The organism is Brucella lupini (assembly GCF_002252535.1).
In the GTDB taxonomy this organism is placed as follows: domain Bacteria; phylum Pseudomonadota; class Alphaproteobacteria; order Rhizobiales; family Rhizobiaceae; genus Brucella; species Brucella anthropi.
On sequence record NZ_NNRN01000030.1, the window covers coordinates 53,847 to 77,571 of the forward strand.

Genomic DNA, 23,725 nt, shown 5'->3' on the forward strand with positions numbered 1-23,725 from the left:
CCTGCCGAAACGGCAAGAGGAACGATCATGGACCAGAAGAATCCGCTTGTAGCGCGCTATGACGTCGAGGCGATCCGTCGCGACTTTCCGATCCTTTCGAGAGAAGTGCACGGCAAGCCGCTGATCTATCTCGACAATGGCGCATCGGCGCAAAAGCCTCAGAGCGTCATTGACGCTGTAACGCACGCCTATTCCAACGAATATGCCAATGTTCATCGCGGCCTGCATTTCTTGTCGAATGCGGCAACGGATGCCTATGAAAAGTCGCGTGAGACGGTACGGCGCTTTCTGAACGCCGGTTCTGTGGACGAAATTGTCTTTACGAAGAACGCGACCGAAGCGATCAACACGGTCGCCTATGGTTATGGCATGCCGAATATCGGCGAAGGTGATGAAATCCTTCTGTCGATCATGGAGCATCACTCCAATATTGTGCCATGGCATTTCATTCGTGAAAGACAGGGCGCAAAGCTGGTCTTCACGCCGGTGGACGATGAAGGCATCTTCCATATCGAAGAATTCGAAAAGCGTCTGACGGAGCGAACCAAGCTCGTCGCCATCACGCATATGTCGAATGCGCTTGGAACGGTGACGCCGATCAAGAAGATCGTCGAGCTTGCCCATGCGCGTGGTATTCCGGTTCTGGTCGATGGCAGCCAGGGCGCTGTGCACCTGCCTGTCGACGTGCAGGATCTCGGCTGCGACTGGTATGTCTTTACCGGCCACAAGGTTTACGGACCATCCGGCATAGGCGTCCTTTATGGCCGTTCGGAAATGCTTGAGAAGATGCGTCCCTTCCAGGGCGGCGGCGAAATGATCGAGGAAGTCACGGAAGAATATGTGACATATAATCATCCGCCGCACCGTTTCGAAGCCGGCACGCCGCCGATCGTTCAGGCTATCGGTCTTGGTGCGGCGCTTGAATATATGGAAAAGATCGGTCGTCATGCGATCCTCGCCCATGAGGAAGACCTGCGCGATTATGCTCATGAGCAGCTCGGCCGGATCAACTCGTTGCGCATTTTCGGCAATGCGCCGGACAAGGGAGCGATCATCTCGTTTGCGCTGGAGGGAATTCATGCGCATGACGTTTCGATGGTGATCGATCGGGCAGGGGTTGCGGTCCGTGCCGGAACACATTGCGCGCAGCCGCTCTTGAAACGCTTCGGCGTTACCTCTACATGCCGTGCATCCTTCGCCCTGTATAATACCCGTGCTGAAGTGGATGCATTGGCGGAAGCCTTGGAAAAGGCAAGGAAGTTTTTCGGATGACCGATATGGAACAGAAAGTTCAGGACAAAGCCGATACCGCGCCTGTCCAGGGTGGAGAAAAAGCCGAAGGCAATTCGGTGTTTTCCGCTTCTGCCATCCCGCAGGAAGACCTCCTGCGTATGACGGACGACATCATCGCGGCCTTGAAGACGGTTTATGATCCTGAGATCCCGGCGGATATCTACGAGCTTGGCCTCGTTTACAAGATTGACATCGAAGATGATCGCACCGTGAAAATCGAAATGACTCTAACTGCTCCCGGCTGCCCTGTGGCAGGCGAGATGCCGGGCTGGGTTGAGAACGCAGTCAGCGCCGTTGAGGGTGTTTCCATGGTGGAGGTCACGATGACATTCGATCCACCTTGGACGCCGGACCGTATGTCCGAAGAGGCCCAGGTGGCTGTCGGCTGGTACTGAAATCTGATCGAAGCAAACAAAATGCGGCTCTTGAGCCGCATTTTTATTTCGTGAACACCTAGACGAAAATTTTATCATTCATCTTCCATTCAATCGCCAGCGCCTATTTTCAATGAGGCGGGAGTGCTGACTATGGAGGATGTAACGATGTCAGTCAGAAGCAGCCTAACTGCTCTTCTCGTTTTCGGTGGTGTCATGTCTTTTTCGGTACCGTCGTTCGCTTTGCCAATGCCACAACCCACGAATACGCATGATGCCGGTAGTCTTGCGGAGCAAGTCGGGTGGCGGTGTGGGCCTGGCTGGCACATGAATCGCTATGGACGCTGTGTTCCCAATCGGGCCAGAGCACGTTGCGCCCGTGGCTGGCACTTGAACAGAAATGGCGTTTGTGTGCGAAACCGTCCTGTCCATAAGGTCTGCGTTCGCGGATATCATCTGACACCGCGTGGCTATTGCGTACGCAACTGGTAGTGTGCGTTTTCCTCCCGAAATCGAGACGCGACTTCGGGAGGAGGGCCCGGTGGATCAAGACGGATCTAATTGCGCCCGAAGGCAATGCAACTATGGACTAGCGTACCTCAAGCACTTCCCCGGTGCGACGATCAATGACTACACGCATATCGTTGTCTCGACGGTCTATTCCTCGGACAATATACGCGCCTCTGCGTCGTGAAACGCTTTCGACTTCATCCATTCCCTCGCTACGCGCAATCCTCGCAGCCCGACGTTCGCTGATTTCATCCCGTTCGGAACGACGATCAGGGATTACCCGGCGATCGCTGTCCGGGTTGACTTGAATACCATTAGGACCGATCTCAATACTTTGGGCCTGTGCGGGAACGGCTGAAACAAAAGCCGACATAATCACCATCGCCGCTGCCATTGCCGAAAATTTGTACATGGCACCTATCCATTTTTAGTTTCGCACCCGCCGTCGAAATGAACGAATTGGATCGATGCCGGTTCCCGTTCCGGCGGTCAACTCTCCTAACACGCTGAACATCCTGTGATTATGCCCATGTCGATCCGACCGTCGGTCAAAACGATCTAGTATTTATAGGAAGACATTATCGTGATGCGGGGGACGCTGATCCCAATTGGCCAACTGGCAGAACTGAATCTGGAAACCTGCATAGAGCGTCTTGAAACTGAAAATAGTGATGTGTGCGATCAAAATGATGCGCATCGAATCTACATTGCAGAATAAAACTGATTTGAGGTCGCAGGTGACGATAAAAAATATCAACTAACTTATGTAATTGTAATCACTGCATAAAAGCCAATTCAAAGGCGATGTGCTGGTGCCCCCAGAGAGACTCGAACTCCCGACCCCCTGATTACAAATCAGGTGCTCTACCAACTGAGCTATAAGGGCACTTGCGCCCGATTAGCACAAATGCAGCGCGTGTAAAACGAAAATTCATCGCTAGCAGGTCATGGCAACCGGGTTTTTCATGTGATAGCCAATAGCGGGTTGGGGAAACAGTGGCAAACTTGTCAGGGTTGGCCAGATTCGGGACTGTAAATATGGAAGATAAATCGCTCGCGCTGCATTTTCTGTCGTCGGGAACCGAAGAATCACTTGTCGCCCAAAAAGAACTCGTTGCCCGCTACGGTCATGTGGCTGCTGAAGATGCCGATATCATCGTTGCGCTTGGCGGCGATGGAACCATGCTTCAGGCGCTTCGCGATTTCATGAACAGCGGTACGCCGATCTATGGCATGAATCGCGGCTCTGTCGGCTTCCTGATGAACGAATTCAGCGTGGATGACCTGCCGGAGCGCATTCTGGCCGCGCAGATGGAAACCATTCGCCCGCTTGTCATGGTCGCCGAAACAGAATCCGGCCAATCATTCGAGGCTTTGGCGATCAACGAAGTTTCCCTTTTCCGTCAGTCCTATCAGGCTGCGAAGATTCGGATAACGATTGACGGCAAGGTGCGTCTGGACGAACTCGTCTGCGATGGTGTGATGGTCGCGACGCCTGCAGGTTCCACCGCCTACAATCTTTCAGCACAAGGTCCCATTCTGCCACTTGAAGCGCCACTTCTGGCGCTCACCCCGGTGAGTCCCTTCCGTCCGCGCCGTTGGGGTGGGGCGCTATTGCCGAAGCACGTAACCGTTCGCATGGATTTGTTGGAAACCGAAAAACGCCCGGTCAATGCGGTCGCGGACAATAATGAGGTCAAATCGGTCAGGGCTGTTACCGTGCGGGAAGCACCGAACAGCCAGGTGGCCATCCTCTTTGATCGAAATCATTCCTGGGACGAGCGCATCTTGACAGAACAGTTCAGGCATTAGGTTCAGCGTATAAGTGGCGCGTAATTCAGCTACGCAAATGCTCTTTGGCTTTTGATAATTTGAGTAAATTTGTTCAAGTTCCGCATTGATTTCGATTGTCGCAACACAATTGAAGCAATTTGATATCTTTCGATGGTATTTTGGTTGACTTTTGCACGCTGTGGACGTACGCGATGCTGCAAGAAAACGCATATTGCGTTGCAGACGCCTTATTCTGCCTTCGTTCCTGCGCCCGATGACGCGGCTGCAATGACAGGATGGGTGGAAATCATTTCCAAACCAAGAGAGCTGCGCCTCCATTGACGACATTTGCCGAACTCGGTCTTTCCCCGAAAGTGCTCGCTGCTGTAGAAGCGGCGGGATATTCTGCGCCCACACCCATTCAGGCAGGAGCCATTCCTCCAGCCCTTGAACGCAAGGATGTTCTCGGTATCGCGCAGACGGGAACCGGAAAGACTGCGTCTTTCGTGCTTCCGATGCTCACGCTTCTGGAAAAGGGTCGGGCGCGGGCGCGCATGCCGCGTACGCTCATTCTGGAGCCGACCCGCGAACTCGCAGCGCAGGTCGAGGAGAACTTCACCAAATACGGCGTCAATCATCGGCTGAACGTGGCCCTTCTGATTGGCGGCGTGTCGTTCGATGAACAGGAGCGCAAGCTGGAACGCGGTGCCGATGTTCTCATCGCGACACCCGGTCGCCTGCTCGATCATTTCGAGCGTGGCAAGCTGCTCCTGACCGGTGTTGAAATTCTCGTCATCGACGAAGCAGACCGTATGCTCGATATGGGCTTCATCCCGGACATCGAACGCATCTGCAAGCTCATTCCGTTTACGCGTCAGACCCTTTTCTTCTCGGCCACCATGCCGCCGGAAATCACCAAGCTGACCGAACAGTTCCTGCATTCGCCAACGCGCGTTGAAGTTGCAAAGGCTTCGTCTACGGCCAAAACCGTGACCCAACGCCTGGTGAAATCCAGCAAGAAGGATTGGGACAAGCGCGCGGTTCTGCGCGATCTCGTCCGTGCGGAAGGCGATACGCTCAAGAACGCGATCATCTTCTGTAATCGCAAGAAAGACGTATCCGAACTGTTCCGCTCGCTGACGCGGCACGAGTTCAACGCTGGCGCTTTGCATGGCGATATGGATCAGCGCGCGCGCATGACCATGTTGGCGAACTTCAAGGAAGGCAAACTGCAGCTGCTGGTGGCTTCCGATGTTGCCGCGCGCGGTCTCGACATTCCCGATGTGAGCCACGTTTTCAATTTCGACGTTCCGATTCACTCGGAAGACTATGTTCACCGCATCGGCCGTACCGGTCGCGCGGGGCGTTCTGGCAAGGCATTCACTATTGTGACGCCTTCCGATACAAAGTATCTTGCAGCCATCGAAAATATGATCGGCGAGAAGATCGAATGGCTCGATGGTGATCTGTCCACCCTGCCAGCCTCTGATGAGGCAGACGATCCGCGCAAGAGCAAGAATGCACGCGGCAAAGGCAAGGATGCCAAGGGCAAGGACAAGCCGAAAGACAAGGCAAAGGCGAAGCCTGCCGAAGTTCTCGATCCTGCCGAACAGCCGCAACCAGTCATCGAAGCCAGCGAGCGCCGTGATGCGATCCGCGCTTCCAATGACGAGCGCCGCGGCAAGCCGCAGCACGAACAGAAACGCCGTCGTGATCGTGACGATGACGGCCCGACGCCTGTTGGTTTCGGCAATGACATTCCGGCCTTCATGCTGATTCCGACTGGAATCTGACCGAAGCAGTAAAAAAATGAATCAATCGGCTGCGAGGCTAGCGCTTCGCAGCCGATTTCTTTTTGGGCTTGGTTTTTTCGCTTCGTAGCGCTGCATCATAAGCAAGGCGCGCCCAATGCGTCATCACTTCCGGATCATCGAAAGCTTCACTTGGCACGCTCCAGTAAGGCATGGCGATTGGATCACCGCCCTTGCGACCTTCATAGGTCCATTGGGTGGCGCCTGCGTCAATGAAATCCGGGATGGTTATTTCGTCAGCCTTGAAGAGCAACTCGTCGCGAACGACGAGTGCAAAGATCAGGCCCTGATGATAGATGCCCTTGCCGCCAAACATGCGGCGGATGCTGATGGGGCCGAAGTCCTGCAACAGATCGCGAAGAGCTTCGTCATCCATTAGCTGACGGACCTTGTCTTGAGTTAGGCTGCGCCCTGCATCTGGCGGAGGCTTTCCGGGGAGGCCGCTTTGATTTCGACGGATTCGCCGCAGCCGCAAGCCGATGTCTGGTTCGGGTTGTTGAAGACAAACCCCGTCCGCAGCGTCGTTACTTCAAAATCCATCTGGGTGCCGAGCAGGAAAAGAACGGCTTCAGGCGCGATGAAGACTCTCGCGTCATCCTTCTCGATCACATCGTCGCCTGCCTTGGCTTCCGTGACGAGATCGATGGTGTATTCCATTCCGGCGCAGCCGCCTTTCTTCACACCCACCCGGATACCAAGAGCGCCGTCCCGCGATGCGATGATCTCGCGAACGCGATCAGCTGCCTTGTCAGTTAGCGTAATGACTGCGAAACGGCCCATTTTCTCTCTTCCGGTATCGTGCTGGCATATGGACGGAGAATCGTCCAATCATGTCGCAACAGGCTGAGTTTCCTCTGCGCCTGCCACGTTTTCACTATAGTTAGTGTTGTAACATCATTACTGCAATACACCAAATCGGGAGCGCCCTCGACGCGTTCCGCAAAAACTTTGCTAGGAAGAGGAGAAGCGAATGTCGAATGACCGGATGAAACCTCTGATGCTGGCTGCTGTGATCGGCCTTCTGGGCACGGGGCTTGCAGGCATTTCGGCTGACAGCGCTTTTGCGCAAAATCCGCCGAAGGCTGCGCCCGAAGAAACGCCGAGAAACGTTCAGGAAAAGCATGACAATGCTTCCAAGCCTGTGGAGGAAACCAAGCCTTCCGAGCAGACGCAGGATGCTGCCGGAGGCGTGACAGTTCCCGATTATCGCGACGATCGCTCGACGCCACAGGCCCTGATCGAATCCTATTACAATGCGATCAATCGCAAGGAATATACCCGAGCCTACGGTTATTATTCCGAGGAAGGGCGCGAGCCGGATTTCAAGACCTTTGTAAAAGGCTATGAGAATACCAAGAGCGTGAAAGTCGCGCTGCGCAAGACTGATCCTGATCCAGGCGCCGGACAGATCTACTGGAGCCAGCCACTGGCCATCGAAGCCGAAACGGCGGATGGCAAGAAGGAAGTCTTTACAGGCTGCTACACGATTCACCTCACAAATCCGGGCATGCAGGAAGAGCCGCCGTTCAAGCCGATGCAGATCATGACAGGGTCTTTGACCAAGTCACCGCTGGCATTGGAAAAGAGCGTGCCGGAGACCTGCGAAGCGCCATAAGAAGAATGGCAGAATAGCCCTTGACCTTACCACGATGGGAAGCCCCATCTTATGTTCAGTCCTAGTGGTCTGATTCCGACATTTGCATCCCTCGGATATGAGTGCTGAGCAAATGTCGGAGCAAAAAGACCACTAGTAACTTTGTGAATCTAGTGGGTTTTTCGAATTTGACGTTTGAAACGGGATTAATATCGGACGGATATCAAACGTCAAATTCAATCCACTATAAGGAGTGACTGAGTTGATGAAGTTTTCCATTCCCAAGATGAAGTGCGGCGGTTGCGCCGATAGCGTTACCGTCGCACTGCGCAAGCTCGATGCAACCGCACCAATTGAAATCGATCTCGACAAGAAAGAGGTCGAATTCGGCGGCAAGGTTTCGCAGGACGCCGTTCTTTCTGCACTGGCTGAGGCCGGTTATCCGGCATCGAACGCTCAATAATGTGATTTGAGGGGCGCTTGTTTCAAAGTGCTGCGAACGATAGAGCCCATCCCGAAAAGCGTAAAACGGTTTCGGGCAGGCTGTGTGTCAAAACAGGCACCGAGATGCCGGGACTCGGAAGGCTTTCCGGCATCTTCATATCCAGATGCCGACAACTGTAGTGGGTATCAGTGAGCATAAATGCCGCAAATGCTGTGTTTCATTGACTGGACCCCCGATTTTTGCCACATCAACGGCAAATCTCGTTTATGGTGCTCTTTGTGCGTCCAAAAGGATGCACGGCGCTCCAATGGCATGAAACATCGCATTCCGCGACAAGGAAGGGTTTAGGGCTATGGCAGCCGATTTCCAGGATCTTCGCACAAAGATGGTCGACAACCAGATCCGTACGACGGACGTAACCGATCTGGCAGTTATCGATGCTTTCCTGACCGTCCCGCGCGAGGCTTTTGTTTCCGCAGCCCGTCAGGTTCTCGCCTATATCGATGAAGACCAGCTTCTGGAAAGCGAAGGCAAGCAGCCTCGCTACCTTATGGAACCTTCGCCATTCGCCAAGCTCGTGCAGCTCGCCCGTATCAAGAACACCGACGTGGTTCTCGATGTCGGTTGCGGCACCGGATATTCGGCAGCCATCCTCTCCAAGCTTGCTGGCTCGGTGATCGGTCTGGAAAGTGATTCCGTATTGTCGGCTGCTGCGACTGCCCGTCTCGCTGAATTCGGCTATGACAATGTTGTGATCGTTTCAGGCGAACTGCAGGCAGGCTATCCGTCGGAAGCGCCTTACGATGTGATCGTCATTGAAGGCGCTGTCGATTTTGTTCCGGACGCACTTCTCAGCCAGTTGAAGGACGGCGGACGCCTCGTTGCCGTTGAAGGCCGGGGGAACGCCGGAGTTGCGCGGATTTACGTTAAAGAAAATGGTGTTGCATCGGGACGCGGTGTGTTCAACACTGCGGTTCGTCCGCTACCGGGATTCGAGCGCGTTCCGCAGTTCGAATTTTAATTTTAGTGGATGATACAATTCTGCAACGCTGCGGAATTTGTTTGTGCAAGCTCTGGCGGGGGCAATGGAAATAACCGAATTTAGAGGTTATTAGGATTTGCCCGAACCGATCGGTTCGATAGTTGGATTCGTTTGTTCTTAATATGAGGTACCCGGTGTTCAAAACGTGCAAAGGACTGGTAGCGGCCGCAGCATTGTTGTCTGGCACCATTTTAACGGGGCAGGCGGCGTTCTCGGAGACGTTAACCGGCGCTCTCGTGAAGGCCTACAAGAACAATGCTAACCTGAACTACTCCCGCGCAGGCGTCCGCGTCACGGATGAAGGCGTGGCCATTGCCAAGTCCGGTTATCGTCCGCAGATTACCGGTTCTTATAACGTAGGGCGTGGCAAGACACCTTCAAGTCAGGGTTATCGCACAACAGGCACGTTCGGCATCGAGCTGAACCAGATGCTGTTCGATGGGTTTCAAACCAAGAACAATGTCGCCGCCGCAGAAACACAGGTCTTCGCCCAGCGCGAAAATCTCCGCAACGAAGAGCAGAACAGACTCTATGAGGCGGTAACAGCCTATATGGATGTCTATCAGGCTCGCCAGATCGCTGTTCTGCGTGAACGCAACCTTGCAGCTTTGAACGAACAGGTTCGTGCGGCTCGTGCCCGTCTCGACGTGGGTGAAGGTACGCGTACCGACGTTGCGCAGGCAGATGCCAGCCGTTCGACCGCTGTAGCGGCGTTGAATTCCGCACGTGCGGATGTCAAGTCGGCAGAAGCAACCTATGTGCAGGTTATCGGCGTTCAGCCGGACAAGCTTGCGACCGCAGCCGCAGCCAAGAACCTGCCGAGTTCGCCAAATCAGGCTTTCTCCATTGCGACTGCCGGACACCCGGGCATTCTTGCGACCCAATATGCCGTTAATGCCGCTGGATATAACGTGAAGGCCAAGGAAGGCGCTCTGCTTCCGTCCGTCGGCCTTACGGCAAGCGCCAGCCACCTTGATACTTATTCCGGCGAGGGCGGCTCGCAGACCGATGGCAACTCGGCGTCCATCGGCGTCGGCGTCAGTATCCCTATCTATACCGGTGGCCGTAGTTCGGCTCAGGTTCGCCAGTCCAAGGAACAGCTCGGTCAGGCACGTATCGAAGTCGACGTCGTTCGCGATCAGGTTCGTCAGGCAATTGGTTCGGCATGGTCGCAGCTTGAAGCTGCCCGCGCATCGGTCAAGGCAAATCGTGACGGTATTTCCGCCGCACAGCTTGCTCTCGATGGCGTCATTGAAGAGCGCAAGGTTGGACAGCGCACGACGCTGGACGTTTTGAATTCGCAAAACGATCTGATCAATGCACAGATCGCTCTGGTCGAATCCGAGCGTAACGTTATTGTCGCCAGCTATGCTCTTCTTAATGCGACCGGTCGCATGACTGCCAGCCAGATGGGCTTGCAGGTCGCTCAGTACAAGCCGGAAGAGCATTACGAAGCCGTCAAGGACAAGTGGTTTGGTCTGCGCACACCGGACGGTCGGTGATTGCTTGCAAGCATAGTGAGAATTGAAAAGGCACCTTCGGGTGCCTTTTTGTTTGCTGCGATTCGATTTTGCAGCGCCCGCAATTCTTAACAAATCCATAAAGCTGTGAGTTTGATCCAGCTTGCCTTGGCCGGGGATTCTCAAACGGAGGATCGTCCGCTACCCTTAATCCATTGATTCTCTGTCTTTTGCAGACAATGTCGCAATACAGGAAAGCGGATAGTAGCCATGGCACAGACATCCAGCGCAGCGCGTGAACCGTCGATGGAGGAGATTCTCGCTTCCATCCGCAGGATCATTGAAGACAGCGATGTCACCCGTCAGCCAGCGCCGGTGGCAACGGCCTCTCCGGCTCGTGGAGAGGTTGCGGAGTTCCGTCGCCCGGTTGCCGAGCAACCTGTCGCACAGCCGGAAAAGCCAGCAATGATGCGCAACGTGTTCCAGGACGAACCGACATTGCGCGGCCCGATTGGCGAACCGGCGCAGGCAGCGCCGGAACCTGAAATCGAAGCCGATGACGAGGATGAAGTTGTTCTCAATGCCGAGAATGACGATCATTCTCACGCCAAGGCCACGCAGTCTTTGGAACTGCCTGCAGAGGCGGACATATCTCTGGAAGAAATCGACCTTTCCGTTGAGGCGGAAATCGCCGAAGCAGTCGACGCCTTGCTCGAACCGGAACTCGATGCGGACATGGAGCAGGAACCTGCAGCTATTGCCGAGCAGGAAACCCCGGTTCAGCCCGAGGCGGTAGCGCCAGTTACTGAGCCCGCTGCAAAGATGCAGCCTGCTGCTCATATGCTGTCGCAGATTGCCGAACGTCAGGTAGCTGCCGCATTTCAGGATTTGAACCATGTGGTTCGGGCCGAGCCACGCCGTTCGTTCGACGATATCGCTACGGAACTGTTACGTCCGATGCTGCAGGACTGGCTCGACAATAATCTGCCGACGCTTGTTGAGCGGCTTGTCCGGGAAGAAATCGAACGTGTGGTGCGTGGCGAGCGATAAATGGTATCAAGCCGATCCATTGAAATATTACCCGCCTGTGCAGCAGGCGGGTTTTCACTTTTAAAGTGACCGAAAGTGGTGCTGTCACTTTTAAAGTGATTTGTCTGCTGTTAGTTGCTATTGAGCCTTCAATCCATTCATCGCGCATAAAGACCGGATAATTCCATGCTTGAGAAGACCTATGACGCCGCGGCGATAGAGCCGAAAATTGCTGAACGCTGGGAAGAAGCGGGTGCATTCAAGGCGGGTGCAGGCGCGAAGCCGGGAGCCGATCCGTTCGCAGTGGTCATTCCTCCGCCGAACGTTACCGGATCGCTGCATATGGGCCACGCGCTCAACAACACGATCCAGGACATTATGGTTCGCTTCGAGCGTATGCGCGGCAAGAACGTGCTGTGGCAGCCCGGCATGGACCATGCGGGCATTGCAACGCAGATGGTTGTCGAACGCCAACTGGCTGAACGGCAGGAGCCAAACCGCCATACCATGGGCCGCGAGAAGTTCATTGAGCGCGTCTGGCAGTGGAAGGCCGAATCCGGCGGCATGATTTCCAACCAGCTGCGCCGTCTTGGTGCCTCGTGTGACTGGTCACGCGAGCGCTTCACCATGGACGAAGGACTGTCGCGCGCGGTTCTGGAAGTTTTTGTCTCGCTCTACAAGCAAGGTCTCATCTATCGCGATAAGCGTCTGGTCAACTGGGACCCGAAGTTGCTGACGGCAATTTCCGACATCGAAGTCGAGTCGCGCGAAACGAAAGGTCATCTCTGGCATTTCCGTTACCCGCTTGAGAACGTTCCATTCGATCCAGAGAACCCGCATACCTACATCGTCGTTGCGACGACGCGCCCGGAAACCATGCTGGGCGATACCGGCGTTGCGGTTAATCCGAAGGACGAGCGCTACCACGCTCTGGTTGGCAACGATGTCGTGCTGCCGCTTGTCGGTCGCCATATCCCGATTGTTGCAGACGATTACGCTGATCCGGAAGCCGGTTCCGGCGCTGTCAAGATCACGCCCGCGCACGATTTCAACGATTTCGAAGTGGGCAAGCGGAATGAGCTGCGCGCTATCAACATTCTGACGACGAATGCGTCGATCACGATCAAGGACAATGTTGATTTCCTCGAAGGGCTGCAGCTGACGCCTGAATTGAAGGCGCTGATCCACGAACTCGAAGGGCAGGACCGCTTCGCAGCCCGCAAGCGCATCGTCGAGCTGATGGACGAGCGCGGTTATCTGGAAAAGGTCGAGGACCACACGCACGCCGTCCCACATGGTGATCGCGGCGGCGTTCCGATCGAGCCTTATCTGACTGACCAGTGGTATGTAAACGCCGGCGAACTGGCCAAGCCAGCAATGGCGGCGGTGCGCGAGGGCAAGACAAAGATCGTCCCGACGAATTGGGAAAAGACCTATTTCGACTGGATGGAAAACATTCAGCCATGGGCGGTTTCACGCCAGCTCTGGTGGGGACATCAGATACCGGCCTGGTACGGTCCAGATGGCCAGTATTTTGTCGAAAAGAGCGAAGAGGAAGCGAAAGCCGCCGCACGCGCTCACTATGGCGAAGACGTTGCACTTGAGCGCGATACTGACGTTCTCGATACGTGGTTCTCGTCGGCGCTTTGGCCGTTTTCGACGCTCGGCTGGCCGGACAAGACGCCGGAACTCGCAACCTATTATCCAACCAGTGTTCTGGTTACGGGTTTCGACATTCTGTTCTTCTGGGTTGCCCGCATGATGATGATGGGCCTCCATTTCATGGACGAAATCCCGTTCCATACGGTCTATCTGCATGCTCTCGTTCGTGACAAGCACGGCGCGAAGATGTCGAAGTCTAAGGGCAATGTCATCGATCCGCTCGAGCTGATGGATGAATATGGTGCTGACGCGCTGCGGTTCACCCTTGCCATCATGGCTGCTCAGGGTCGTGACGTTAAGCTCGATCCGGCGCGTATTGCCGGCTATCGCAATTTCGGCACCAAGCTCTGGAACGCAACGCGCTTTGCCCAGATGAATGGCGTGAAGCTTGATGCCGGTTTCAAGCCGGAAAACGCCAAGCTTGCCGTCAATCGCTGGATTCTGACGGAACTGACCAAGGCAACGCGAGCCGTGACGGAAGGTATCGACACCTACCGCTTCAATGAAGCTGCGGGTGCTGCCTATCGCTTCGTGTGGAACCAGTTCTGCGATTGGTATCTAGAGCTGCTGAAGCCGATCTTCATGGGTGACGATGAAGCTGCGAAGGCAGAAGCACAAGCCACGGCAGCCTATTGTCTGGATCAGGTTTATAAACTTCTGCATCCGTTCATGCCTTTCATGACCGAAGAGCTTTGGACCCTGACTGCAGGTGAGGGACAGAAGCGCGATACGGTGCTGGCGCTTGCTGCCTGGCCGGAACTGTCGTTTGAGGACGAGGAAGCCGCGGCTGACATCAACTGGCTCGTTGATCTCGTCACTGGCATTCGTTCTGTCCGTGCGGAAATGAATGTGCCCGCCGGTGCGATTGCCCCGGTTGTCGTGCTGGATGCCAACGCGACAAGCGTAGAACGCTTCGCTCGTCACGATGCTGCCATCAAGCGCCTTGCCCGCGTGGAGAGTGTCTCGTTCGAGGCACAGGCTCCCAAGGGCTCAGCCCAGATGCTGCTTGGTGAGGCGACAATCTGCATCCCGCTAGGCAATCTGATTGACCTCAAGGCTGAAGCAGCACGTCTCGCCAAGGAAGCCGGCAAGATTGCCGCTGAAATGGATCGTATCGAGAAGAAGCTCTCCAACGAAAAATTTGTTGCGAACGCGCGCGAGGAAGTCGTTGAGGCAGAGCGTGAGCGGTTGGCTGAGCTGAAGGAATCGGCGCAGCGTGTAGCAACTGCTGAATCACGCATCCGTGATGCAGGCTGATTTGACCTGACATCAGAAAACGACTCCCTATCGAATCAAACGCCCGACAGTGCATTTCACTGTCGGGCGTTTTTCATGCGGCTGGACGGAGTTTGGACCCGTTTCAAGGGTTGGACCGGTAGATCGAACTCTGGTTTCGATTGTTTTCGACCAATGTTGCGCTTTCGCAACAAGGCAAAAAAGAGGCGGAAAATTGGCCGATTTGGGCCTGATTTGCCATGTGTCGGGCGATTTTTGCTAATGAAGTGGCACGATATTTGATGTTTTAGCCATTTTTGACGAATGCTCCGAAAGTACGATGATGCTAATCCAAATTAATGCGACTTGCGGCCTGAATCCTTCCTGATTTACGTTTCCGTCAACGTTAATACCGTTGCTGTTTGGGAGGACATTATGAGTGTACAGCGCGTGAAAATGGCAGGAATGGTCGCAGCTCTCCTCGGAAGCGCGGTTGCTGCCAATGCAGGCGGCTTTGAGCGTAGCTCGCAGGATTTCGATATTCTCTTCGAAAAGGGAACAGCTGTCGAAGCTGGTGCGACGGTAGTTATGCCTCAGCGTAAACTGAAAAATATTCGTGCGAACCCCGGTGTTGCGACCCCGCCACTCGTTCCTTATGGACCGGATCGGGGCAAGCCTTGGTCAACTTCAGTCGACGAAGCGAAGACTTACTGGGTACCAAAGGTATCTGCCAAGTTCGATTTGACCGACGATCTGGCTTGTGCCGCCCAATACCGGGAGCCATGGGGAATCGAGACCGATGTAGGCCTCAATACCCTTCGCTCCTTCACTGCGATTGAACAGAAAATTTCGTCGCGCGACTTTGGCTTAAACTGTTCGTACCGGTTTGCCGTCGGCGAAAAGTCGTATTTCAGAATTCTGGGCGGCGTTAGCTATCAGGAACTTAAGGGCTATCAAACTCGCCTGATCCCTCCGACGACCGCATTCAGAGGCAATTTCCGCGTCGCTACACTTGATGTAGAAGACGGCTCGGTTGGCTGGCGTCTGGGCGCGGCCTACGAAATCCCTGAATATGCGATGAGAGCGTCTCTCGTCTATCAGTCTGAGGTCAAGTACAACCTCGACGGTACGATTGACAATCTCATGCTGAACCCGCTCACAGGACAGGGCGTACCCTTGAATGTGACGAACGATATTGCTGCTCCACAGTCGGTTGAATTCAAGTTCCAGACGGGTATCGCACCAGATTGGCTAGCTTTTGGTTCGGTTAAATGGACCGACTGGAAGAGCATCCAACAGGCGACCTTCGTTTCGAATGGTAATCGCGGCCTGCCGGATGGAACCAAAATCACCTCGCTGGATCTGTACTATCAGGATGGCTGGACCGTTTCGGGCGGCGTGGGCCACAAGTTCAATGAACAATGGTCGGGTGCAGCAACCGTGACGTGGGATCGCGGCACCAGCACGGGATGGACATCTCAGACCGACGTTTGGCTGTTTGGTTTGGGAGCCAACTACAAGCCGAATGACGTCGTTGATGTGCGTTTGGCTGGCGCTATCGGTTGGCTCGGCTCAGGCGAGTTGAGAGATTCGATCAGCACCGGCGATTTCGGTAATGATCTAGTCAGCGCTCTTTCGCTCACTGCAAAGGTCAAGTTCTAAGCTTGATGCATAGAAAACGAAAAGCCCGGCATTGCCGGGCTTTTTTGTTTAGGATCGTTTGTCTCAGGGCTGTTCCAGCCGCGCAAGCAACGAAGATGTGTCCCAGCGGCTGCCACCGATCTTCTGCACTTCCTTATAGAACTGGTCCACGAGGGCGGTCACAGGCAGAAGCGCGCCATTACGGTCAGCTTCCTCAAGGCAGATGCCAAGGTCTTTGCGCATCCAGTCGACGGCAAAGCCGAAATCATATTTGCCCTGGTTCATGGTGCCGGACCGGTTTTCCATCTGCCAGGAGCCAGCGGCGCCTTTCGAGATCACCGAGATCAGTTTTTCGATATCGAGACCAGCTTTCTTGCCGAAATGGATACCTTCGGCCAGTCCCTGAACGAGACCGGCAATGCAGATCTGGTTGACCATCTTGGCAAGCTGGCCCGAGCCGACCGGTCCCATGAGGCCGACCATACGCGCATAAGCATCGATAACTGGCCGGGCCCGCTCGAAAACGGCTTCCGGCGCGCCGACCATTACCGTGAGAATGCCGTTCTCGGCGCCGGCCTGACCACCGGAGACGGGGGCGTCGATGAAATGAAAGCCGCGCTTCTGTGCTTCGATATCCAGTTCACGAGCAACCTCCGCAGAGGCTGTTGTGTTGTCGATGAAGATCGCGTCCTTCTTCATGGTTGAGAAGGCGCCATCTGGGCCGATGGTTACGGAACGAAGGTCATCATCGTTGCCGACACAGGCAAAAACAAAATCTGCATCGCGCACGGCTTCGGCAGGTGTCGCGGCAAAGTTGCCCCCGAATTCCTTGGCCCATTTTTCGGCTTTTGCCGTCGTGCGGTTATAAACCGTGACGTCGTGACCGCCCTTGTTCTTGAGGTGAGCTGCCATGGGATAACCCATGACACCCAGGCCCAGAAAGGCGACTTTAGCGGATGTCGTCATTCGTTCATTCCTCTGGATATTTCTAGAAATCAGGTGAGAGGCGTCATAACGGCCGCCTGATAGGCCGGACGCTGTTTGAGGCGGCCATACCAGTCTTCAAGATGCGGAAGAGATGGGCGCTCAATTGGAAACTCAAACCAGGCATAGGCGTAGCATCCGGTGGGAATATCACCGATACCGAAGTTCTCGCCCGAGAACCAGGGAGCTTCCTTCAAGCCCTCGTTGGCAATCTGCATTGATTGCGCAAGGCCCTGAAGACCTTGTTCCAGAATGGCTGGATCGCGTTCAGCTTCCGGCAGCCGGATCAGATGCTTCATGACGTTGCTGAAATTGGTGTAGAAGGATGCGGAAGCCCAATCCATCCATTTTTCGGCCTGCGCGCGCTTGGCTGGATCTTCGATCCACAGTGTGCCTTTGCCGTAAGCTGCCGCGAGATACCGCGTGATGGTATTGGATTCCCACAGCACTGTGTCGCCGTCTTCCAGCAAGGGGATCAGCCCATTCGGATTGCGTGCGAGGTAAGCCGGATCTTTCAATCCACCGAACTGGCCACCGACATTGATCTGTTCATAGTCGAGATTGAGTTCGCGCGCTGTCCAGAGCGCCTTCTTCACATTCGTGGAATTGATACGACCCCAGATTTTCAGCATGACTCAACCTGTTACCTTACTGTTGGAAGCTGTATTCTAGAGCGCATCCCGAAAAGTGTGAAACGGTTTTCGGAAAAGATGCGCGTTAAAACAAATATTTAGAGCGCCGATCTGATCCAATCAGATCGAAATGCGCTCTAAACAGATCGCCCCCGGAAGCTGCAAGACTGCCGGGGGCGATATTTTGGTTTTATGCCGGTTTAGTGATCTCTAACGAATGAGATGGCGGGTCAGCCTTCGTTCGAGGAAATCCCAAACGTGCCGCAGGCATTCGACGATAAGCAGATAAATGACTGCAGCCCAGAGATAAGTCTGGAAATCGAATGTCCGCGAATAGGCGCGGCGCGTTTCACCCATCAGGTCAAGTACGGTGATGATAGCTACAATGGCCGAGCCCTTGATCATCAGGATGATTTCGTTGCCGTAAGGACGCAACGCCACGATGAGCGCTTGCGGAAGAATGACCTTCCAGAACGTCACACGCTTCGAAATGCCAAGCGCTGCAGCGCCTTCCCATTGGCCCAGCGCCACACTCTGGATAGCGCCGCGCAGGATTTCAGCCTGGTAGGCTGCCGTGTTGAGCGAAAACGCCAGAATGGCGCAATTCCACGCATCGCGGAAAAACACCCAGAGCCCGATGCTTTCCAGAAAAGGACGGAAGGTGCCGAAGCCATAATAGATAAGGAATGTCTGCGCCAGCAGCGGCGTGCCGCGGAAGAAATAGACATAGCCGAAAGCAATTCCGCGCAGCCAGCGATTGTTGGACATGCGCGCAGCCGTGATCGGTAGCGAGAGCAGGGCGCCTATGACAATCGATACGGCAACCAGTTTCAGCGTTATCAGAAGCCCGGACCAGTAGCGTGGCCCATAGGTTTCAAACAGATCGATACGCCATGCATTGTAGAGATAGATCGCAAGGCCAGCGAAAAGAAGGAACCAGAAGGCAACGATGATATGGCCGGCAACGCGCATCCGCGTCCATTGCTTGATGACGGGTGGCGGAGCCATCGCGGGAATTGTCGTAGTGGAAACAGTCTGGCTCATATCATGCACCTCGCGACCGGTTGGCGCCCGCATCAGCCCAGCGGGCAATGCGATTGATGAAGTAGGACGAGATGATTGCGAGAACCAGATAGAGCAGGCAGGCTATGCCGAAGAACAGAAATGGTTCCTTGGTCACGCGTGCCGCGATGGAGGTTTGCCGCAGAATATCGGACAATGTGATAACCGAAACCAGCGACGTATCCTTGAGCAGCACCAGCCAAAGATTGGCAAGGCCGGGCAGGGCGATGCGGATCAGCTGCGGCAGGATGACCTTGCGCATGGTCTGCCAGTGCGACAGGCCAACTGCATAACCGCCTTCATACTGCCCGCGCGGAATTGCGCGAAACGCCGAAAGGAAGACTTCGCTCGAATAGGACGAGAAGACGAAGCCCAGCGCAACCATACCGGCGCCGAACGCATTGATTTCCACATTCGCTTCGATGCCGAACAGACTGAGAAGCCGTTGCAACCCGAGAGAGGCGCCGAAATAAACGAGAAAGAGGGTTAGAAGCTCAGGCAAACCACGAAAGATTGTCGTGTAAATGTTTGAAGCGAGCCGGATCGATGGTTCGGTGGACTGCTTGCCGATAGCAACTAGAAATCCGAGTGCGAGACCAACGGGGAGTGTTGCGAGAGCCAGCGAGACGGTTACCAGAAGCCCCCAGGCAATACTGGCACCCCATCCGTCGGGGCCGAAACTCAACAAAGTGGCGTAGTGTTCCATGCGCCTATTCTTTTTCCTAAAGGCATTTGCCTATGTTTTTATCGCCTGCGAGGTTTTTGCCCGGCAAGGCTTGTACGGCATGCCCATACAAATGTTTTGCGCCGATTTGCGGAAAGCAAACCGGCGCATAGGTGTCAGTTTTGATTAATTTTCGGCGCCATAAGCATCGAAGTCAAAGTACTTGTCGTTGACTTCCTTGTATTTGCCGTTTGCGCGGATCGCCTTGATGGCTGCGTTGAATTTTTCAACCAACTCCGGACGGCCCTTCTTGAAGGCAACGCCAGCGCCCGGACCGTGGATCTCGATAACCGGCGGGAAAGTGCCGACCATCTTGCAGCAGGCGCCATCCGGCGACTTCAGCCATTCGGCCAGTGTCACGCTATCGTCGTTGACGGCGTCGAGACGGCCATTGGCGAGATCAAGACGGTATTCCTCAGCAGTCGGATAGGCCTTGATCGTGCTGTCGGTAAAAGTCTTTTCCGAGTAGTTGGAGTGTGTGGTGGAAACCTGAACGCCAATGGTCTTGCCAGCGAGGTCTTCCTTGGTCACACCCTTGATGACGGTATCCTTGGGAGCTGCGATGCCGGGAGGTGTGTTGTAATATTTGTTGGAGAAGTCGACCTGCTTCTTGCGCTCGTCCGTGATGGACATGGAGGCGATGAAGGCGTCGAACTTGCCAGCCTGAAGGGCAGGAATAGCGCCGTCCCATTCCTGGGTGACGAATTCGCACTGCGCTTTCATTTCTTCGCAGAGCGCCTTGGCGATATCGACGTCGAAGCCCGAGAGGGTGCCGTCTGGCTTGATGAAGTTGAATGGAGGATAGGCGCCTTCGGTGCCGATCTTGAGCTTGAGTGGCTCTTCTGCATTTGCAACACCGGCAGTCATGCTACCGATCGTAATTGCCAGCGCTGCAACAGATGCCGCAGCGGCGATACGCTTCAATACGCGCATTTTCAGTCCTCTCGTTTTGTTCTGGCTGGTTCCCTGATTATTTCTTCTGGTTCAGCCGCTTAAGGGGTAGTCACGACCGTGAAACTTTAAATTGCACGTTTGGTAGCGGATTCCCCCCGGCCACTACCAATAGATGGTTGAGCCGATCATGCGCAATATTTTTTCGCGCTTCCGTCCCCACCATCAGATCTGCAAACGATATTCCCACCATTTTGAGACGATTGGCAAGATGGTCTGCGTAATTAAATTGTGTGTCCAAGGGGGGAATTCCTCGGCGTTTTCTGCATGCCTTCACCGGAAAGCGGTGAATTGTGTTGTCAAAGAGGAGAATTATAGAGAGTCTCTCAGAGACCCATAACGCCTTCGATGAAATCGGCTATTTGCTCTATTTCATCGATGCCGAACACCGGCACTTTTTCGCCGGGTTGCTGCTGGTCGCTGGCAATGGCGACGATGGCGGGATCGTCAACGGAGAGAGCTGGCCCGGCATGGCCGCCTTCGCGACGCAGTTCGATTTTCTTGTGCGTTTCCCGCTTGTAGCCCTCGACCAGAATCAGATCGCAAGGCGCCAGCTTGGCCGCAATCTCCCACAGAGAAGGTTCTTCTTCGCCGAGACCTTCATGCATGATTGCGTAGCGCTGCGACGAGACGATAGCCACTTCCGCTGCTCCGGCCTTTCGATGACGCCAGGAATCGGTGCCTTCATGGTCGATATCGAAATTATGATGGGCGTGCTTGATGGTGGCGATACGGTATCCACGTGCCGTAAGGCATGCGACCAGACGTTCGGTCATTGTCGTCTTGCCGGAGTTTTTCCAGCCGGTAATGCCGAAAAGCTTCTGGTTCATTCCATTGCCTCAACCAGTTTTCGGGCGGCGACAAGATCGTCGGGCCGATTGATATTGAAGAACGGATCATATGTTTCCGGGCTATCGCCAACGAAGGCAAGCGGAAAATCGACGGTTTCAAATCCGATATGTTCGGCGAATGCGAAGACGCTGGCCCTGCTGGTATTGGTAAGCCAGACGGTGAGTTCGTCAGCCAGTCCGGTTTCCCATAGTCCGAAAATCGGATGGACCCGGTTAAGGGAACTGGCGAGAACGATCCGCGCCCCGGTTTGGTTCCGACGTGCAAGAAGGCGGTCCGCGAGGTCGCGAGGCAGGAATGGCGTATCGGCTGCTGTCGTTAGCAGCAATGAGGACTCTTGTGCCTGCGTCAGCGCGGTCAGAATGCCGATCAGCGGGCCGCCATGTTCCGCTGGCAGGTCCTTGATCACCGGCACGCCGAGATCAGTCAGGCGGGGATCATCGCTATTCGCATTGATGACGAGCGCTTCGACCTGCGGTTTGATCCTTCTGACGACATGGGAAATGATAGTGCCGGTGCTGCCGAGCGGCTGAAGGAATTTGTCACCCGCAACGCCGCCTTGCTGCATGCGGCTGGAGAGCCCACCAGCGATGATTGCGCCTGCAATCATGAGGGTTCCACGCCGGTCGGGATCGTCGCCAATGTGCTTTTGTTGCGCTCCCGCTTCTTCAACACGTTTTCACGATAGACCATATAGACGCCACTTCCGACCACCAGAACCGATCCCATGATCGTATATATGTCGGGCGCTTCGCCAAAAATCAAAGTGCTGAGGCCGATCGCCCAAAGCAGGCTGGAATAGCGGAACGGGGAAACAAACGATACTTCACCTTCGCGCATGGCCAGAATGATGAAGTGATATCCGACGAGGAGAAGGACAGCGGCAATGGCCATGGCGCCGACTGCTGTAATTCCAACGGGCTGCCATCCACCCATTGGAACGGTCAGCGCGCCGCCGGTCAATGTTATCGCGCCTGCGGTCAATGTCGAGAGATAGAGGGTCGGCACGTGAGCGGGCACACGGCGTGTGGCGATATCCCGCGTGGCGGCAAAGCCTACGCTGGCAAGAAGTACAGCGACGGCAGCAAGGCTTGCAGCACCATCCGTTCCGGGCCGGATGATGATGAGGACCCCGACAAGACCGACAAGAATACAGGACCAGCGACGCCAGCCCACTTTTTCCTTCAGGAAGAGTGCCGCTCCAAGCGTCACGACAAGCGGCGTTGCCTGAAAGACCGCCGAACAGAACGCCTGCGAGAGATGGCCGAGCGAATAAATATAGGTGATGGTGGCGACAACTTCGCCTACGACGCGCAGGATCGTCATCTTTTCAAGCGACAGATTGCGCAATGCACCGTGGCGCCAGGCGAGCAAACCGATCAGCACCGTGGCGAATATGCCTCGGATCAGCATGTACTGTCCGCTGTTCATCTCGGTCAGGAGGTATTTTGTGATCGTATCGCCGATGGTGAAGGTGCCCATGGCGAGAAGCATGAAAATACTTGCGCGAAAATTTGCTGACTGCGGCACGATACAGAATCCAGTTTAAGATTGCATACCGTTTTAAAGTCGATCTCGCGACAATTATTTCGGGTTGTGTGCTTTTTTAAGTATAAATCGCTCAGCCGCCGGTAAGACTCATGTGGCGAGCAACCGCCGGGCGATTATGATCGCGGTCGATGATGAAATCATGGCCTTTCGGCTTGCGCGAAATAGCTTCATCAATGGCCTGGCTGAGCAGCAGGTCGCTTTCGCTTTCCCGCAAGGCCTTGCGCAGATCGGCGTCATCATTCTGGCCTAGGCACATATAAAGCATACCGGTGCAGGTAAGCCGGACGCGGTTGCAGCTTTCGCAGAAATTATGCGTCATCGGCGTGATGAAGCCGAGCCGTCCGCCTGTTTCCTCAATCGTAACATAGCGGGCAGGGCCGCCTGTGCGGTAAGGAATATCTGAAAGCGTGAATTGCTGCGACAGGTCCTCGCGCAGCTGCGAGAGCGGCAGATACTGGTCCGTACGGTCGAACTCGATCTCGCCCATCGGCATTGTTTCGATGAGCGTCATGTCCATGCCGCGGCCATGGGCCCAGCGGATCAGTTCGGGAATTTCGTGATCGTTGAAATCCTTCAACGCGACTGCATTGATCTTGACGCGGATACCGGCGCGTTGTGCGGCTTCAATACCCTCAAGAACCCGGGGAAGATCGCCCCAGCGGGTGATCTGGTGGAATTTTTCAGGATCGAGCGTATCCAGCGAGACATTGATACGGCGTATACCGCATTCTGCCAGTTCGTCGGCAAAGCGTGAGAGCTGCGATCCGTTCGTGGTCAGCGTCAATTCATCCAGCGCACCTGATTTCAGATGGCGCGACAGCTGCCGGATCAGGTGCATGATGTTTTTGCGCACCAAAGGCTCGCCACCGGTCAGGCGCAGTTTCCTGACACCCTTGTCGATAAAGGCGGTGCAAAGCCGGTCCAGTTCCTCAAGCGTCAGCAAATCCTTCTTGGGCAGGAACGTCATGTGTTCCGCCATGCAATAGGTGCAGCGGAAATCACAACGATCCGTCACTGAAACACGAAGATAGGTAATGGCACGCCCGAAAGGATCAATCATGGGTCCAGTCGGGGAAACAAGTGGCTGGGCTTGGTTTGTGTACATCATTAAGCCGTTGTTTCC

The 23,725-nt window shown here is 54.9% G+C and carries 25 protein-coding genes and 1 tRNA gene; 13 read left to right on the forward strand and 13 right to left on the reverse strand.

Annotated elements, in window-relative coordinates; genetic code table 11:
* The first annotated feature begins 27 nt into the window (after nt 1-27).
* From CES86_RS03390 to CES86_RS28270, 3 genes are all read left to right on the forward strand, one after another.
* Nucleotides 28-1,272, forward strand: coding sequence for a cysteine desulfurase (locus CES86_RS03390; protein WP_036586808.1), 1,245 nt, complete (start codon nt 28-30; stop codon nt 1,270-1,272).
* Nucleotides 1,269-1,688 (forward strand): SUF system Fe-S cluster assembly protein, encoded by a 420-nt coding sequence (locus CES86_RS03395; RefSeq protein WP_094513720.1) that lies wholly within the window; start codon nt 1,269-1,271, stop codon nt 1,686-1,688. Before CES86_RS03390 ends, CES86_RS03395 begins: the two co-directional genes overlap by 4 nt.
* Before the next feature lie 228 nt (nt 1,689-1,916).
* A complete protein-coding gene (locus CES86_RS28270; protein ID WP_407922995.1) occupies nt 1,917-2,159 on the forward strand; it encodes a GCG_CRPN prefix-to-repeats domain-containing protein in 243 nt (80 codons plus the stop codon).
* A 97-nt stretch (nt 2,160-2,256) separates the two neighbouring features.
* Here CES86_RS28270 and CES86_RS03400 read toward each other — a convergent pair whose 3' ends face one another.
* Entirely contained in the window at nt 2,257-2,589 is a 333-nt protein-coding gene (locus CES86_RS03400; protein ID WP_010661288.1) for a PepSY domain-containing protein, read from the reverse strand.
* 171 nt (nt 2,590-2,760) lie between these two features.
* Between CES86_RS03400 and CES86_RS28100 the strand changes: the two genes are divergently transcribed.
* Nucleotides 2,761-2,895, forward strand: coding sequence for a hypothetical protein (locus tag CES86_RS28100; protein ID WP_255412136.1), 135 nt, complete (start codon nt 2,761-2,763; stop codon nt 2,893-2,895).
* Nucleotides 2,896-2,987: 92 nt separating this feature from the next.
* On the opposite strand, the gene CES86_RS03405 is transcribed toward CES86_RS28100, so the two are convergent.
* Nucleotides 2,988-3,063 (reverse strand) — tRNA-Thr (locus CES86_RS03405).
* A gap of 152 nt (nt 3,064-3,215) precedes the next feature.
* Between CES86_RS03405 and CES86_RS03410 the strand changes: the two genes are divergently transcribed.
* Both CES86_RS03410 and CES86_RS03415 read left to right on the forward strand, forming a co-directional pair.
* Nucleotides 3,216-3,989, forward strand: coding sequence for an NAD kinase (locus CES86_RS03410; RefSeq protein ID WP_012092129.1), 774 nt, complete (start codon nt 3,216-3,218; stop codon nt 3,987-3,989).
* Between the two features lie 299 nt (nt 3,990-4,288).
* The gene (locus CES86_RS03415; RefSeq protein ID WP_040129327.1) at nt 4,289-5,743 is read left to right on the forward strand and encodes a DEAD/DEAH box helicase; all 1,455 of its coding nucleotides are present in this window, start codon (nt 4,289-4,291) and stop codon (nt 5,741-5,743) included.
* A gap of 37 nt (nt 5,744-5,780) precedes the next feature.
* On the opposite strand, the gene CES86_RS03420 is transcribed toward CES86_RS03415, so the two are convergent.
* Both CES86_RS03420 and sufA read right to left on the reverse strand, forming a co-directional pair.
* Nucleotides 5,781-6,137 carry a TfoX/Sxy family protein gene (locus tag CES86_RS03420; protein WP_012092127.1) on the reverse strand — a complete coding sequence of 119 codons (357 nt, stop codon included), beginning with the start codon at nt 6,135-6,137 and terminating at the stop codon, nt 5,781-5,783.
* Nucleotides 6,138-6,160: 23 nt separating this feature from the next.
* On the reverse strand, nt 6,161-6,541 hold the full coding sequence (gene sufA / locus CES86_RS03425; protein WP_012092126.1) for a Fe-S cluster assembly scaffold SufA: 381 nt from the start codon (nt 6,539-6,541) through the stop codon (nt 6,161-6,163).
* Nucleotides 6,542-6,731: 190 nt separating this feature from the next.
* Here sufA and CES86_RS03430 point away from each other — a divergent pair, with 190 nt between their 5' ends.
* The 7 genes from CES86_RS03430 (at nt 6,732) to CES86_RS03460 (ending at nt 15,870) form a co-directional block, all read left to right on the forward strand.
* Entirely contained in the window at nt 6,732-7,376 is a 645-nt protein-coding gene (locus CES86_RS03430; protein WP_012092125.1) for a hypothetical protein, read from the forward strand.
* Between the two features lie 241 nt (nt 7,377-7,617).
* The gene (locus CES86_RS03435; protein WP_010661294.1) at nt 7,618-7,818 is read left to right on the forward strand and encodes a heavy-metal-associated domain-containing protein; all 201 of its coding nucleotides are present in this window, start codon (nt 7,618-7,620) and stop codon (nt 7,816-7,818) included.
* 334 nt (nt 7,819-8,152) lie between these two features.
* Nucleotides 8,153-8,821, forward strand: a complete 669-nt coding sequence (locus tag CES86_RS03440; RefSeq protein ID WP_012092123.1) for a protein-L-isoaspartate O-methyltransferase family protein — start codon at nt 8,153-8,155, stop codon at nt 8,819-8,821.
* A 143-nt stretch (nt 8,822-8,964) separates the two neighbouring features.
* Nucleotides 8,965-10,344 carry a TolC family outer membrane protein gene (locus tag CES86_RS03445; protein ID WP_010661296.1) on the forward strand — a complete coding sequence of 460 codons (1,380 nt, stop codon included), beginning with the start codon at nt 8,965-8,967 and terminating at the stop codon, nt 10,342-10,344.
* Between the two features lie 228 nt (nt 10,345-10,572).
* Complete coding sequence (locus CES86_RS03450; protein WP_012092121.1) at nt 10,573-11,352, forward strand: PopZ family protein; 780 nt, start codon at nt 10,573-10,575, stop codon at nt 11,350-11,352.
* A gap of 165 nt (nt 11,353-11,517) precedes the next feature.
* Nucleotides 11,518-14,250, forward strand: a complete 2,733-nt coding sequence (locus CES86_RS03455; RefSeq protein ID WP_094513722.1) for a valine--tRNA ligase — start codon at nt 11,518-11,520, stop codon at nt 14,248-14,250.
* Nucleotides 14,251-14,673: 423 nt separating this feature from the next.
* Nucleotides 14,674-15,870 carry an OmpP1/FadL family transporter gene (locus CES86_RS03460; RefSeq protein WP_407922996.1) on the forward strand — a complete coding sequence of 399 codons (1,197 nt, stop codon included), beginning with the start codon at nt 14,674-14,676 and terminating at the stop codon, nt 15,868-15,870.
* Nucleotides 15,871-15,933: 63 nt separating this feature from the next.
* Here the strand turns inward: CES86_RS03460 and CES86_RS03465 are convergent, their stop codons facing one another.
* The 9 genes from CES86_RS03465 to moaA form a co-directional block, all read right to left on the reverse strand.
* A complete protein-coding gene (locus tag CES86_RS03465; RefSeq protein WP_012092118.1) occupies nt 15,934-16,815 on the reverse strand; it encodes an NAD(P)-dependent oxidoreductase in 882 nt (293 codons plus the stop codon).
* 29 nt (nt 16,816-16,844) lie between these two features.
* The gene (locus CES86_RS03470; protein ID WP_012092117.1) at nt 16,845-17,465 is read right to left on the reverse strand and encodes a glutathione S-transferase family protein; all 621 of its coding nucleotides are present in this window, start codon (nt 17,463-17,465) and stop codon (nt 16,845-16,847) included.
* Nucleotides 17,466-17,675: 210 nt separating this feature from the next.
* Entirely contained in the window at nt 17,676-18,509 is an 834-nt protein-coding gene (locus tag CES86_RS03475) for an ABC transporter permease (protein ID WP_094513724.1), read from the reverse strand.
* A gap of 1 nt (nt 18,510) precedes the next feature.
* Nucleotides 18,511-19,233, reverse strand: coding sequence for an ABC transporter permease (locus CES86_RS03480; RefSeq protein WP_010661303.1), 723 nt, complete (start codon nt 19,231-19,233; stop codon nt 18,511-18,513).
* 144 nt (nt 19,234-19,377) lie between these two features.
* A complete protein-coding gene (locus CES86_RS03485; RefSeq protein WP_094513725.1) occupies nt 19,378-20,184 on the reverse strand; it encodes an ABC transporter substrate-binding protein in 807 nt (268 codons plus the stop codon).
* Nucleotides 20,185-20,528: 344 nt separating this feature from the next.
* Nucleotides 20,529-21,032, reverse strand: coding sequence for a molybdopterin-guanine dinucleotide biosynthesis protein B (gene mobB / locus CES86_RS03490; protein WP_043062073.1), 504 nt, complete (start codon nt 21,030-21,032; stop codon nt 20,529-20,531).
* On the reverse strand, nt 21,029-21,661 hold the full coding sequence (mobA, locus tag CES86_RS03495) for a molybdenum cofactor guanylyltransferase (protein WP_012092114.1): 633 nt from the start codon (nt 21,659-21,661) through the stop codon (nt 21,029-21,031). The genes mobB and mobA overlap by 4 nt, the downstream gene beginning before the upstream one ends.
* Nucleotides 21,658-22,545, reverse strand: coding sequence for a DMT family transporter (locus tag CES86_RS03500; RefSeq protein ID WP_012092113.1), 888 nt, complete (start codon nt 22,543-22,545; stop codon nt 21,658-21,660). Before CES86_RS03500 ends, mobA begins: the two co-directional genes overlap by 4 nt.
* Nucleotides 22,546-22,672: 127 nt before the next feature.
* The gene (moaA, locus tag CES86_RS03505) at nt 22,673-23,662 is read right to left on the reverse strand and encodes a GTP 3',8-cyclase MoaA (protein WP_029924909.1); all 990 of its coding nucleotides are present in this window, start codon (nt 23,660-23,662) and stop codon (nt 22,673-22,675) included.
* Nucleotides 23,663-23,725: the final 63 nt, after the last annotated feature.